This is a genomic window from Micromonospora parva, from assembly GCF_040649675.1.
GTDB classification, from domain to species: domain Bacteria; phylum Actinomycetota; class Actinomycetes; order Mycobacteriales; family Micromonosporaceae; genus Micromonospora; species Micromonospora parva.
In genome coordinates, this window is sequence record NZ_JBEZFX010000017.1 from 50,571 (window position 1) to 63,818 (window position 13,248).

Annotated in this window: 12 protein-coding genes; 10 read left to right on the forward strand and 2 right to left on the reverse strand. The window is 71.0% G+C overall.

What is annotated here, in order from left to right:
• Nucleotides 1–7: 7 nt before the first annotated feature.
• The 3 genes from AB0C03_RS30460 to AB0C03_RS30470 all read left to right on the forward strand — a co-directional run bounded on the left by AB0C03_RS30460 (nt 8) and on the right by AB0C03_RS30470 (nt 3,882).
• Nucleotides 8–2,347 (forward strand): ComEC/Rec2 family competence protein, encoded by a 2,340-nt coding sequence (locus tag AB0C03_RS30460; protein ID WP_357640694.1) that lies wholly within the window; start codon nt 8–10, stop codon nt 2,345–2,347.
• Nucleotides 2,348–2,482: 135 nt separating this feature from the next.
• Nucleotides 2,483–3,463 carry a DNA polymerase III subunit delta gene (gene holA, locus AB0C03_RS30465; RefSeq protein WP_357640633.1) on the forward strand — a complete coding sequence of 327 codons (981 nt, stop codon included), beginning with the start codon at nt 2,483–2,485 and terminating at the stop codon, nt 3,461–3,463.
• A gap of 29 nt (nt 3,464–3,492) precedes the next feature.
• Nucleotides 3,493–3,882 carry a hypothetical protein gene (locus AB0C03_RS30470; RefSeq protein WP_357640636.1) on the forward strand — a complete coding sequence of 130 codons (390 nt, stop codon included), beginning with the start codon at nt 3,493–3,495 and terminating at the stop codon, nt 3,880–3,882.
• A 171-nt stretch (nt 3,883–4,053) separates the two neighbouring features.
• Here the strand turns inward: AB0C03_RS30470 and rpsT are convergent, their stop codons facing one another.
• Both rpsT and AB0C03_RS30480 read right to left on the reverse strand, forming a co-directional pair.
• Entirely contained in the window at nt 4,054–4,320 is a 267-nt protein-coding gene (gene rpsT, locus AB0C03_RS30475; protein WP_030336508.1) for a 30S ribosomal protein S20, read from the reverse strand.
• Between the two features lie 298 nt (nt 4,321–4,618).
• Nucleotides 4,619–5,605, reverse strand: a complete 987-nt coding sequence (locus AB0C03_RS30480) for a phosphotransferase family protein (protein WP_357640639.1) — start codon at nt 5,603–5,605, stop codon at nt 4,619–4,621.
• Nucleotides 5,606–5,666: 61 nt separating this feature from the next.
• On the opposite strand from AB0C03_RS30480, the gene AB0C03_RS30485 reads away from it, so the two are divergent.
• From AB0C03_RS30485 to AB0C03_RS30515, 7 genes are all read left to right on the forward strand, one after another.
• The gene (locus tag AB0C03_RS30485) at nt 5,667–6,203 is read left to right on the forward strand and encodes a DUF4240 domain-containing protein (protein ID WP_030336505.1); all 537 of its coding nucleotides are present in this window, start codon (nt 5,667–5,669) and stop codon (nt 6,201–6,203) included.
• Nucleotides 6,204–6,319: 116 nt separating this feature from the next.
• Nucleotides 6,320–8,197 carry a translation elongation factor 4 gene (gene lepA / locus AB0C03_RS30490; protein ID WP_030336504.1) on the forward strand — a complete coding sequence of 626 codons (1,878 nt, stop codon included), beginning with the start codon at nt 6,320–6,322 and terminating at the stop codon, nt 8,195–8,197.
• A gap of 462 nt (nt 8,198–8,659) precedes the next feature.
• On the forward strand, nt 8,660–8,944 hold the full coding sequence (locus AB0C03_RS30495; protein WP_030336503.1) for a GlsB/YeaQ/YmgE family stress response membrane protein: 285 nt from the start codon (nt 8,660–8,662) through the stop codon (nt 8,942–8,944).
• A 671-nt stretch (nt 8,945–9,615) separates the two neighbouring features.
• Entirely contained in the window at nt 9,616–9,900 is a 285-nt protein-coding gene (locus AB0C03_RS30500; RefSeq protein ID WP_030336502.1) for a GlsB/YeaQ/YmgE family stress response membrane protein, read from the forward strand.
• A gap of 249 nt (nt 9,901–10,149) precedes the next feature.
• Entirely contained in the window at nt 10,150–11,436 is a 1,287-nt protein-coding gene (locus tag AB0C03_RS30505; protein WP_030336500.1) for a sugar ABC transporter substrate-binding protein, read from the forward strand.
• Nucleotides 11,433–12,419, forward strand: coding sequence for a carbohydrate ABC transporter permease (locus tag AB0C03_RS30510; protein ID WP_210857840.1), 987 nt, complete (start codon nt 11,433–11,435; stop codon nt 12,417–12,419). Before AB0C03_RS30505 ends, AB0C03_RS30510 begins: the two co-directional genes overlap by 4 nt.
• The gene (locus tag AB0C03_RS30515) at nt 12,416–13,246 is read left to right on the forward strand and encodes a carbohydrate ABC transporter permease (RefSeq protein WP_030336496.1); all 831 of its coding nucleotides are present in this window, start codon (nt 12,416–12,418) and stop codon (nt 13,244–13,246) included. Before AB0C03_RS30510 ends, AB0C03_RS30515 begins: the two co-directional genes overlap by 4 nt.
• Nucleotides 13,247–13,248: the final 2 nt, after the last annotated feature.

The window sequence follows — 13,248 nt, forward strand, 5'->3', positions numbered from 1 at the left end:
GCCGGACCTGCGACTGGCGGGGCTCGCCGTGGCGGCCTGGCTCACCGCGCTCGCCGGCCTGCACCTCGGCAGCCGCACCGTGCTGCTGGTGGCCGGCACGGCGGCCGGGCTGACGACGGTTGGTGCCGGGCACCTGCTGGGCCGCCTCGGCGGTCCCCGAGCCGTGGTGCGGCGTTACGGGTGGGTGGCGGTGGCGGTGGGCCTCGGTGTGGTCTGCGGTGGTGCCGCCACCGCCGCCCGGCTCGCCGTCCGCGACGCGCCGCCGATCCGGGCCCTCGCCGAGCAACGGGCTCCGGTCACCGCCGACCTTGTCGTCCGGGACGACCCCCGCCCGATCCGCAGCGCCGGGCGGCCGGGCATGTTGCTGGTGTCGACGCAGCTGGTCCGGCTCACCGGCCCGGACGGCCGGCGGATCCACGCGTCGGTGCGGCTGCTCGTGCTGACGACCGACCCGGCCTGGCGGGGCCTGCTGCCCGGGCAGCGCCTCAGCGCCGACGGCCGGCTCGGCGTTCCGCGCGGTGGCGACCTCACCGCGGCGGTGCTCAGCACCAACAGTCCACCGCAGCGGCACGGCGCGTCGTCCTGGGCGCAGCGGGCCGCCGGGGTGCTGCGTACCGGCCTGCAACGCGCCTGCGCGCCGCTGCCCGACGACCCCGGTGGGCTGCTGCCCGGTCTGGTGGTGGGCGACACCAGCCGACTACCGCCCGCCGTCGAGGAGGACTTCCGAGCCACCGGGATGACCCACCTCAACGCGGTCTCCGGCTCCAACGTCGCGATTGTGGTGGGTGCGGTGTTGTTGCTGGCCCGGTGGGCACGGGCCGGTCCGTGGCTCGCCGCCGCGCTCTGTGCGGTGGCGCTGGTGGGGTTCGTCATCCTGGTCCGCCCGTCGCCGAGCGTCGTACGGGCCGCCACGATGGGGGCGATCGGGCTCGCCGCGCTCGCCGCCGGTCGTCCTCGGGCGGCGCTGCCCGCGTTGGCCGCTGCCGTGACCGTGCTGGTGCTCGTCGACCCGGAGTTGGCCGGGGACCCGGGGTTCGCGCTCTCCGTGCTGGCCACCGGTGGCCTGCTGCTGCTCGCGCCGCGCTGGCGGGACGGGCTGCGGCGGCGAGGCGTACCGACAGGGCTGGCCGAGGCGCTGGCCGTGCCGGCGGCCGCCCAACTTGCCTGCGGCCCGGTCGTCGCCGGCATCTCCGGCACGGTCAGCCTCGTGGCGGTGCCGGCGAACCTGCTGGCCGTGCCGGCCATCGCGCCAGCAACAGTGCTGGGCGTGCTGGCGGCACTGGTGTCGCCGATCTGGCCGGCCGGTGCCGGGTTCGTCGCGTGGCTGGCGAGTTGGCCGGCCTGGTGGTTGGTGCTCATCGCCCGGCAGGGGGCTCGGCTGCCGGGCGGCACCCTGCCGTGGCCGGGTGGTGTGCCCGGGGCCCTGCTGCTGACCGGGCTGACAGTCGCGCTGCTGATCGCGGTGCGCCGACCACTCGTCCGCCGGCTGGTCGCGGTGGTCGGTGTCGCCGCGGTGCTGGGTGCCCTGCCGGTGCGGCTGGTGGCCGCCGGCTGGCCGCCCGCCGGTTGGGTGGTGGTGGCCTGTGCGGTCGGGCAGGGCGACGCCGTGGTGCTTCCGGTCGGCAGCGGCCGGGCCGTGGTGGTGGACGCCGGGCCGGAACCAGGTGCGGTGGACGGTTGCCTGCGCCGGCTCGGAGTACGGGAGGTGCCGCTGCTGGTGATCAGCCACTTTCACGTGGACCACGTGGGCGGGGTGGCCGGGGTGTTCCGAGGGCGGCGGGTGGGTGCCGTGCTGACGCCGTCATCGACGGACCCGGAGAGCGGCCGGGACCTGGTCCGGGCGGCGGCCACCGGCGGGCAGGCCGCGCTGCTGACCACCGTGGCCGGCGCTCGCCATCCCGTGGGCGGGGTCGACCTGTTGGTGCTCGGCCCGCCGTACCCGCTGGCGGGGACCAGATCCGACCCGAACAACAACTCACTGGTGCTGCGCGCCACGGTGGCCGGGGTGCGGATCCTGCTGGCCGGCGACGCGGAGACCGAGGAGCAGCACGCGATGGTGACCCGGGCAGCGCCCGGCCAGTTGAGGGCGGACGTCTTGAAGGTCGCGCACCACGGTTCGGCGTATCAGGACCCGGGCTTCCTCGACGCGGTGCGGCCGGCGGTGGCGCTCGTGCCGGTGGGCACCGGCAACACCTACGGGCACCCGAGCCCGGGGCTGCTCGCCCGCCTGAACAGCGGCGGCGTCCGGGTGCTGCGCACCGACACGGACGGCGATGTGGCGGCGGTCCGGACGGGCAACGGTCTCGCGGTGGCCCGGCGAGGTCTGCCCGCAGGCCGGCAGCCCTGAGCCGCACTCCGATTCGATGAACGATTTGCGGATTAAGGAGGGAATTGAGTTAGATGTCTTGATTTGCACTGTGTGCGGGCTGCGCCGACCAAGCAGCGAATGAGCAGGCACGATCCCGCCGCAGGCCGTGCGAATATGGGCGACGTGACCCCCGCCAGCCTCGCCCCCATTCTGCTCGTCCTCGGTGACGAGGAACTGCTCGCCACGCGCGCGGTCACCGAAGCTGTCGCGAAGGTTCGCGGCGTCGACCCCGAGGTGGACGTCCGCGAGTACCAGGCCAGTGCGCTCACCGTCGGTGAGATCGCCGAGATGCTCAGCCCCTCACTGTTCGGCGGACGGCGGCTGCTGATCCTGCGCTCCGGCCAGGATGCCCGCAAGGACCTGGTCGCCGCGCTGTTGGCGTACGCGAAGAACCCCGACCCGGACGTCCAACTGCTGGTGCTGCATCTGGGCGGCGCGAAGGGCAAGGCGTTCGCCGACGGCCTGCGGGCGGCCGGCGCAACGGTGGTCCCGGCCGGCAAGCTCAAGGGGCACCGCGAGCGGGTGGCCTTCGTCCGTGACGAGATCCGCCGGGCCGGGGGGAAGTGCACCGACGACGCCGCCGAGGCGCTCATCGCCGCCGTCGGCAACGACCTGCGCGAGCTGGCCGCCGCCTGCTCCCAACTGATCGCCGACACCGATGGGCGGATCAGCGCCGAGACGGTGTCCCGTTACTACCGGGGTCGGGTCGAGGTGACCGGCTTCACCGTGGCGGACGCCACAATGGTCGGCGACGTGCCGGCCGCGCTCGAGGCACTGCGCTGGGCCCTGCACGTCGGGGTCGACCCGGTGCCCATCGCCGACGCGCTGGCCGACGGGGTGCGGACGGTGGCCCGGGTGGCGTCGGCCGGGCGGGGCAGCCCGTACCAGCTCGCCAGCAGCCTCGGCATGCCCGCCTGGAAGATCGAGCGGGCGCAGCGGCAGGGGCGGGGCTGGACGCCGGAGGGACTGGTCCGGGCCATGCAGGTCGCCGCCGAGTGCAACGCGGCCGTCAAGGGCGGGTCCGACGACCGGGCGTACGCCCTGGAACGTGCGGTCTTCTCGGTTGCGGCGGCCCGGCAGGGCAGCGCCAGGTGACGGGGGCGAACCGCCCAGTGTGGGCCACCATGTCCGTGGACGAGGAGCGGTACCGGCCGCTCTACGCCCGGCTCCTCGGCCTGCGGTTCGTCAACCCCGGTGGCGTGCTGTGCTTCCTCTTCTTCGAGGGTGCCATCGCCCTGGCGGTCCTGCTCGCCCTCGCCGAGTTGGTCAGCTGGTGGGCGGTGCTGGTGCTGCCGGTCGTGGTGGCGGCCATGGTCAAGCTCAACGACATGGTGGCCGCGGTCGTGGTCCGCTCCGCCGCGCTCGTACCCGAGCAGGAACGGGACCGGTTTCGCCGGCAGATGGAACCGGTGGTCGGCCGAGCCCGGGTGGAGTGGATCTCGCACAGCGTTCCCGGCGTGGTGATCAGCGCCGACCCGCCGCCACCGCAGCGGCGGGCCAACCCGTCCGACTGAGCACCGACCCCCGCAGGGGCCCCGCACCGAGCGGCCGGCCCGGAGAAGCCCGGCCGGCCGGTGGCCCGGCGCTGTTCGAGGAGGCACGTCGGCCGACCGACGACTACCAGGACACACGGAAGCCCCGGACCTGGGCCCGGGGCTTTCCGAATCAGTCTGACGGTGAAGTCGTCAGGCGGAGAGCGCCACCACGCGCTTTGCGATCGCGGACTTGCGGTTCGCGGCCTGGTTGGAGTGGATCACGCCCTTGCTGACGGCCTTGTCCAGCTTGCGAGAGGCGTCCAGCATGAGCGCGGTCGCCTTCTCGACGTCACCGGCCTCGGCAGCCTCGTGGAACTTCCGGACGGCGGTCTTCAGCGACGACTTGACCGACTTGTTGCGCAGCCGGGCCTTCTCGTTCTGCCGGTTGCGCTTGATCTGGGACTTGATGTTCGCCACGCGACAGCCTCGTCTTGATAGCTCGGGTTGGTCAGCTTATTGCGCATGATGACGAACATGCGTCACCGCTGCGCGAAGAGCCAGGTTACCAGGTCGCCCGGGACGAGCCAAAACGGCTCGGCCGAAACCGCCTCCGCCCGGTTCGCGGGCTCATCCGGACGCTCGACGCTTGATCCACTCGCCTTCCTGCAAACCGGGCCATCCGACCACGGCTGACAGCCCGACTTCAAGAAACCCGAGTCGATCACGGGCCGCCCGGGCCGCCGGGCCGCCGGGCCGCCGGGCCGCCGGGCCGCCGTCACTGCCAGCCCTGGCGGTCGGCCAGCCAGCTGAGCGACTGCTCGCCGCTCCATCGCTGGTGTGCGCGCCGGTGCGGCGAGGCCGTGGGCGGTGCGGACGTGGCGCCGGTGAGGTAGTAGCCGGCGAGCGCGGCGAGCGCGGCGTCCAACGCGTCGGCGGGCGCGCCCGCGCACGCCGGGTGCGTGGCGAAGAGCCGGTCCGCGTCCAGCCCACTGGCGTACGCGGTGAGCAGCAGGCCGGCCAGGTCGAACCAGGCGGGCCCGGAGCAGACCCAGGTCCAGTCGCAGAACCAGGCTCGGCCGTCCGACCCGATCAACACGTTGTCGAGCCGTAGGTCGCCGTGGATCAGACCGGTCGCCCCGGCGGCGTACCGGGGGAGGAGCGACTCCAACTCCACCAGCTCGGGCAGCCGGGCCAGCAGCGGCGCGGGCAGGGGTGGGGTCGGCTCGCGACCGGCGGCGACCTCCTCCCACCAGAGGATGTCCGACCGGGCCAGGTCGGCCAGGCGCGGCAGGCCGAGCGCGGTCAGCTCGGCCGGCGGGTCGGCCAGGGCGGCGGCGATCTGCGCGTACCCGGCGAGGGTGGCGTCCAGCTCGGCGGGCGCCCAGGGCAGGCTCGGGGTGTGTCCGTCGACGGCGTCGGTGCACAGCACGAACCAGCCGGCCGCGGAGAGGGTCCACCGGGGGCGGGGCGCCGGCAGGTCCACCGGCAGCCGGTCGAGGATCGCTGCCTCTCGGGCGTACCAGTCGACCAGATGCGGTTGCTCGGCGGCGGGTGCGGCCTTGACGAAGGCCTGAGCACCGTCGGCGGTGTCGAGCACGGCGGCGAAACCTCTGGTGAAGCCCGCGCCCGCGACCCGGGCGGTGACCACCGGCGCGCCGAGCCGGTCCGCGACCGCGGCCCGCAGCGCCGCCGGTAACGCCGGCCACGACGGGCGCTGGGCGCTCGCGTGGTACGGCACCGGCGGCAGTTGGGGCGAGGACACCCCACCATGCTGCCCTGGGGTACGTGCACGACGCGCGGCGGCACTGCCAGACTGCCAAGCCATGAGGACCGAGGACTTCTGGCAGCTGATCGACGAGGCGCGGGCGGGCGGCGGTGGTGAGCCCGGCCCGGTCGCCGCGCGGGCCGTCGCGCTGCTCGCCGAGCGCGACCCGGAGGACATCATCGGGTACGCGCGGCATCAGACGCGGGTGCTCGCCGCCTCGCACAAGGCGGATCTGTGGGGCGCGGCGTACCTGATCAACGGCGGTGCCTCGGCCGACGGCTTCGAACACTTCCGGGGCTGGCTGATGACGCAGGGGCGTGCCGTCTTCGCCCGCGCTGTCGCCGAACCGGACTCGCTGGCCGAACTGCCCCAGGTGCGGGCGGCCTCGCTCACCGGCGAGGAGTTCTCCGCCGAGCAGATGCTCTCGGTGCCCTGGGACGCGTACCGCAAGGCCACCGCTACCGACCTGCCGGCGGACCGTGACCCGGTGCGGACGCCCGACCTCAACGACTTCTGGGACTTCGACGACGAGGACGAGGCGCGCCGGCGGCTGCCCCGGCTGGCCGCGCTCTTCGTCGAGCCGCCGATGGAGTGAGGGGTTCTCGGGCCGATCCATCGCCCGCGCAGTGGGGGCACCCCGGCGGCGTGGGAACATAGAGGGGGTCGGCGGCGCGCCGGCCTGTTCACGTCAGCCGACCAGAACGGACCGCTGTGCCACCGAAGCTCGATCCCGGCGCGAACGCCCCTGGTGCCACCGACCCCGGTCGCATCCGGAACTTCGGCATCATCGCCCACATCGACCACGGGAAGTCGACCCTGGCCGACCGGATGTTGCAGCTCACCGGCGTGGTCGACCCCCGGCAGATGCGCGCGCAGTACCTGGACCGGATGGACATCGAGCGCGAGCGCGGCATCACCATCAAGAGTCAGGCCGTCCGCATGCCGTGGACGATCCGCGAGGGTGAGCGGGCCGGCGAGCACGCCGTGCTCAACATGATCGACACCCCGGGGCACGTGGACTTCACCTACGAGGTGTCCCGGTCGCTGGCCGCCTGCGAGGGCGCTGTGCTGCTGGTCGACGCCGCCCAGGGCATCGAGGCGCAGACCCTGGCCAACCTCTACCTGGCCCTTGAGAACGACCTGCGCATCATCCCGGTGCTCAACAAGATCGACCTGCCGGCCGCGCAGCCGGAGAAGTACGCCGAGGAATTGGCCCACCTCATCGGCGGCGACCCCGCCGACTGCATCCGGGTCTCCGGCAAGACCGGCGAGGGCGTCCCGCACCTGCTCGACGAGATCGTCCGGCAGTTCATCCCACCGGTCGGCGACGCCGAGGCGCCCGCCCGGGCGATGATCTTCGATTCGGTGTACGACGTCTACCGCGGCGTCGTCACCTACGTCCGCGTCATCGACGGTCGGATCAGCGCCCGCGAGCGGATCAAGATGATGTCCACCGGCGCCGTGCACGAGCTGCTGGAGATCGGCGTCATCTCACCCGAGATGGTCAAGGCCGAGGCGCTCGGCGTCGGCGAGGTCGGCTACCTGATCACCGGCGTGAAGGACGTCCGGCAGTCCCGGGTCGGTGACACTGTCACCATCAACAGCCGGCCGGCGGCCGAGGCGTTGGGTGGCTACAAGGACCCGAAGCCGATGGTCTACTCCGGCCTCTACCCGATCGACGGGTCCGACTACCCGAACCTGCGCGAGGCGTTGGACAAGCTCAAGCTCAACGACGCCGCGCTGGACTACGAGCCGGAGACCTCCGGCGCGCTCGGCTTCGGCTTCCGCTGCGGCTTCCTCGGCCTGCTCCACCTGGAGATCATCCGGGAGCGGCTGGAGCGCGAATACAACCTCGACCTGATCTCCACCGCCCCGAACGTCGTCTACCGGGCGATCACGGACGACGGCGAGGAGATCGTGGTGACCAACCCGAGCGAGTACCCCACCGGCAAGATCGCCGAGGTGTACGAGCCGGTGGTCCGGGCCACCGTGCTGACCCCGAACGACTACGTGGGCGCGGTGATGGAGCTGTGCCAGGGCCGGCGCGGCACCCTGCTCGGCATGGACTACCTCTCCGCGGACCGGGTGGAGCTGCGCTACACGCTGCCCCTCGCGGAGATCATCTACGACTTCTTCGACCAGCTGAAGAGCCGCACCAAGGGCTACGCGTCGCTGGACTACGAGCCCTCCGGCGAGCAGGCGTCCGACCTGGTGAAGGTGGACATCCTGCTGCACGGCGAGCCGGTGGACGCGTTCAGCGCCATCGTGCACAAGGACAAGGCGTACAACTACGGCGTCACCATCGCCGCGAAGCTGCGCACGTTGATCCCGCGCCAGCAGTTCGAGGTGCCGATCCAGGCGGCCATCGGCAGCCGGGTCATCGCCCGCGAGACCATCCGGGCGATCCGCAAGGATGTGCTCGCCAAGTGCTACGGCGGTGACATCAGCCGCAAGCGCAAGCTGCTGGAGAAGCAGAAGGAAGGCAAGAAGCGGATGAAGATGGTCGGCCGGGTCGAGGTGCCGCAGGAGGCCTTCATCGCCGCCCTCTCCTCCGACTCCGGCGACGGCAAGGCCGCCGGCAAGAAGTAGTTCACGACGCTGTACGCGCCCGGGTGTCACACGCCCGGGCGTGTCGCGTTTCAGGGCGTCCCGGTCGCCCCGCGTGGTGTGGGCGTCGGCGTCGGCACCGTCTCCACTGGCGCGGGGCGCGGGGCGCGGGGTGCTTCGTGCTGGGAGCGTCGGCGCTGTGGCGCGGGGCGCTGTGGTGCGGGTGTTGGGGCGCGGGGTGCTGGGGCTCGGCGCTGTGGTGCGGCGGTGCGACCGTCGGTGCGGCAATTTTTTCCGTCGCTGTCGTCGGGTCGGTGGGTCGACGAAACCGCCTCCTACCTGTGTGGACGCACTCACGGGCCAATCGACGCGTCGCTGGAGCATCGACGAGTGACGCTCTTCTTCGGGGTGAGTCGGTTTGGGTTTTCGGGGGGCCGGGCACTTAGCCGTCACGACAGGAAGCACACAGCTCGTGTGTCAGACATTCTTAGAAGGAGGGCGACCGTGGAGTTCACCGTGTGGGGCATCATCACTGCGATCGTTGTTGGTCTCATCGTCGGCGCGCTCGGCCGTCTGGTCGTCCCGGGCCGGCAGAACATGCCGATCTGGCTGCACATGCTGATCGGTATCGGTGCGGCACTGCTGGGCACCGTTCTGGCGCGGGCCATCGGCATCGCGACCGAGACGAGCGGTGTCGACTGGGGCGAGCTGCTGGTGCAGGTCGTGGTCGCGGCGATCGCTGTCGCGCTGGTGGCCGGTGTGGGTGGCCGCCGCCGCGTGACCCGGTAACACCACGGCACCAACCCTTACCAGCGACACCATCGATGGGCGCCCGGCCGACAGGTCGGGCGCCCATCGACGTTCCGCCCGCCACGGGTGGGGCGTCGCCGTCTTCATACCGTCGCGACGGCCTCCCGCCCGACGTTTCGGCAGGCGGCCCGATGTCTGTCTGTGCGGCCGAAGGTCCGCGGCGTGCAGCTCGCGGTCTACGCGGCGCAGCCTCCCGAGTCTGCTGGCGACTTGCCAGGCGTGCGGCGAGCCGGACCGCGGTCATCGTTTCGGTTCCCGGGGGAGCCGGGGGTTCCGGGTCGCCGCACTGGCACGCCGCAGCCCCGTATCTCTGCCAGCTCCGGTCGAACGACGACACCGCCGAATGCGGCGACCCCTTGTTGAACGCGGCCAGTGGTCGTGGGTGGGTCCCCGGTGGCCGGGCTGGCCGGGAATGGGCCGGGTGGCCCGTGCCGGTTGTCTGTGCCCGGAGGCCGGGGCCGGTGTCCGGTGTCCGGAGGCCGGTGGGCGGTGGGCGGGGGTCGGGGCCTGCGGTGGAACGTGCTCCTGTCGGCCAGATCGTGATCGTTTGGTGAGTGAAGTCGGTTTGGAATTTGGGTGGGTCGGGCAATTAACGGTCACGACAGGAAGCACACGCACCGTGTGTCAGACATTCTTGAAGGAGGGTGGCCGTGGAGCTCACCGTGTGGGGCATCATCACTGCGATCGTTGTTGGTCTCATCGTCGGCGCGCTCGGCCGCCTGGTCGTTCCGGGCCGGCAGAACATGCCGATCTGGCTGCACCTGCTGATCGGTGTCGGTGCGGCACTGCTGGGCACCGTCCTGGCGCGGGCCATCGGCATCGCGACCGAGACCAACGGTGTCGACTGGGGCGAGCTGCTGGTGCAGGTCGTGGTGGCCGCGATCGCTGTCGCGCTGGTGGCCGGCGTGGGTCGCCGCCGCAGCATCACCCGATAACGACCCGGCATCATCTGGTAACACCCCACCACCGGTGGGACAGCACCACTCGAAAGAGCGCCCGGCCACGCCGGGCGCTCTTTCGTGTTGAAGCGCCCAACTTTGGCCCGACGTCGGAGTGCCCGCCGGTGGGGCGCTGCGGTACGTTCGCCACGCTTCGGCCAGCGCCACCCACTGTCGTAAAGGAATTCTCCGTACTAGGGTGCGGCGGAGAAGGTTAGTTCCAGGCGGCGCGAGGGGAGAAGTGGCGTGAACAGGTGGAAGCGGTTGGCCCCGGTCACCGCCATGGTGGCCTCGGCCGCGATGGTGCTGACCGGCTGTGGGGGCTCCGGCGACGACGCGGCCGACGACAGCAAGCTCACGGTCTGGATGATGGGCGAGGGCGGGGACGCGCAGAATTCCTTCCTCGACGGGGTCGAGGCCGAGTTCCGTCAGAAGCACCCCGACACCGATGTGGTCGTGCAGTACATCCCCTGGCTGGAGGCGCCCAAGAAGTTCCAGGCCGCGCTCGCCGGCGGTGAGGGACCGGACATCACCGAGCTGGGCAACACCGAGACCCAGGGGTGGGCCGCCCAGGAGGCGCTCGCCGACGTGAGCAGCCGGATGGGTGGCTGGGCGGACGGCAAGGACCTGCTGCCCGACCTGGTGCGTAACGCGCAGCTCGACGGCAAGCAGTACGGCGTGCCCTGGTACGCGGGTGTGCGGGCCATCTACTACCGCACCGACTGGTTCGCCGAGGCCGGCGTGCAGCCCCCGAAGACCTGGGACGACCTGGTCAGCGTGGCCAAGGCCGTGCAGGCGAAGAAGAAGGGCACCTACGGCATCGCCCTGCCGGGCAACTCCGAGCTGCCCTTCTACTCCTTCCTCTGGGGAGCCGGCGGTGAGATCGCCAGCAACCAGGGCGGCACCTGGAAGTCCGGCTACACCACGCCGGAGGCGCAGCGGGCGGTCAAGTTCTGGACCGACCTGGTGACCGTCCACAAGGTGGCCCCGCCGGCCGCCGCGGGCTGGAACGAGATCGACGCGCGTACCCAGTTCGCCACCGGCAAGGCCGCGATGGCCTTCGCCGGCAGCTGGCAGCAGGGTGCCATCAAGAAGGACAACCCCGAGATCGAGAAGGTCTGGGGTACGTTCCCGATCCCCGGCCCGGACGGCAAGGCGGCGCCCGGTTTCGCGGGCGGCTCGGACGTGGCGATCTGGAAGGACAGCGAGCGGCAGGACCTGGCCTGGGACTACCTGACCGTGCTGCTGAACAAGAAGAACGCGCAGAGCTTCGCGAGCAGCCTCGGCTTCTTCCCGGTCTACCAGGATCTGGTGTCCGGTGACGCGTACGCGAACGACAAGGTGATGGCGGCGTTCGCCACCACGATGCAGAACACCAAGCTCACGCCGCTCACCCCGAAGTGGGTGGAGGTCAGCCGGACGAAGACGGTGACCCAGGCGATGAACAGCTCGGTGATGAAGGGTCAGAAGACGGTCGAGAAGGCCACCGCCGACGCGGCCACCGAGATGGAAAGCATCCTCAACGCCAAGTGAGCACGCTGACCGAGGTGCCGGAGACGGCCGCCGCGCGGGACACCCCCGCGCGGCGCCGTCGCCGGGTGGACCGCCTGCCCTACCTGCTGCTCCTGCCCGCCCTGCTGATCATCGGGGTGCTGCTGCTCTGGCCGCTCGGCCAGGTGGTGGTGATGTCCTTCTACCGGCTGAACAGCGTCCGGCAACTACGCGGCGATCGGGAGTGGCCGTGGGTGGGGCTCGGCAACTACACCGACATTCTCTCCGATCCGTTCTTCCTGACCGTGCTGCGCAACACGGTGCTGTTCGCCGCGGCCAACGTGCTGCTCACGATGGTGCTCGGCACCCTGGTGGGGTTGCTGCTCAACCGGCTCGGTCGCAAGATGGCGACGTTCGTGGCGAGCTGCGTGATGCTCGCCTGGGCCACGCCGGCGCTGACCGGCACCATCGTCTGGAAGTGGATCTTCGACGATACGAGCGGCCTGGTCACCTGGTTGTTCAACGCGCTGCCGGACGGGCTCTCGAACGGCCTGTTCGGGCGCAGCGACTGGACCGGCTACGGCTGGTTCAACTCGCCACTGCTCTTCTTCGCCATCCTCACGCTGGTGGTGGTCTGGCACTCGTTCCCGTTCATCGCGGTGAGCGTGCTCGCCGGGCTGAAGAGCGTGCCGAGTGAGCTGCACGAGGCGGCCCGGGTGGACGGCGCCAGCCCGTGGCGGGTCTTCTGGAAGATCACCTTTCCGTTGCTGCGCCCGGTCTTCGGAATCCTGATCGTGCTCTCCACGATCTGGGACTTCAAGGTCTTCACCCAGCAGTTCGTGCTGGCCGGCGGCACCCAGGACCGGCCGACGTTCATGCTCGCCATCTACTCGTACGCCGAAGCATTCTCTCCGCCGCCGAAGTACGGGCTCGGCGCGGCCATTGCGGTCATCCTCACGCTGATCCTGTTGGTGGTCACCGGCTTCTACGTACGCATGGTGCTCAGGCAGGAGGACGAGTCGTGAAGAAGGTCGCCCTCAACGGCGCCGGGCTGCTGGTCGCGCTCTTCGCGGCGTTCCCGGTCTACTGGATGATCTCCACCTCGCTGAAGCCGAGCAGAGAGATCTTCTCGGCCACCCCGCAGCCGGTGCCGACCCACCCGACGCTTGAGCACTACCGGGAGATCCTGACCGGCAACCTGATCCCCGGTGTCAGCTTCCTCGACTTCTTCCTCAACAGCGCACTCGTCGCCGTCTCGACAGTGGTGCTCAGCGGTCTGGTGGCGTTGCTCGCCGCGACAGCTGTGGCCCGGTTCCGCTTCAAGCTGCGGACCAGCTTTCTGATCATGCTGCTGGTGGTGCAGATGATCCCGCTGGAGGCGTTGGTCATCCCGCTGTTCCTGATGATCCAGCGGCTGGGGCTCTACAACACCCTGCCCAGCCTGATCCTCACGTACCTGGGTTTCTCGCTGCCGTTCGCGGTCTGGATGCTGCGCGGCTTCGTCGCGGCGGTGCCGAAGGAGCTGGAGGAGGCGGCGGCGATCGACGGGGCCAGCCGGGCCCAGACCTTCCGCCGGGTGCTCTTCCCGCTGGTCGCGCCCGGCCTGGTGGCCACCAGCATCTTCTCCTTCATCACCGCGTGGAACGAGCTGATCTTCGCGTTGACGTTCATCAACGACCAGGGCAGCTACACGCTGCCGGTGGCGATGACCTTCTTCTTCGGTCGCGACGACACCAACTGGGGTCCGGTGATGGCCGCGTCCACCCTGTTCACCCTGCCGGTCATCATCTTCTTCCTGCTGGTGCAGCGTCGGATGGTCTCCGGTCTGGTGGCCGGCGCCGTCAAGGGCTGAGG

Bases quoted from the DNA above. Each gene is read 5' to 3' on its own strand.
- holA (WP_357640633.1), top strand. From the start codon at position 2,483: ATGGGCGACGTGACCCCCGCCAGCCTCGCCCCCATTCTGCTCGTCCTC.
- AB0C03_RS30470 (WP_357640636.1), top strand. From the start codon at position 3,493: ATGTCCGTGGACGAGGAGCGGTACCGGCCGCTCTACGCCCGGCTCCTC.
- AB0C03_RS30485 (WP_030336505.1), top strand. From the start codon at position 5,667: ATGAGGACCGAGGACTTCTGGCAGCTGATCGACGAGGCGCGGGCGGGC.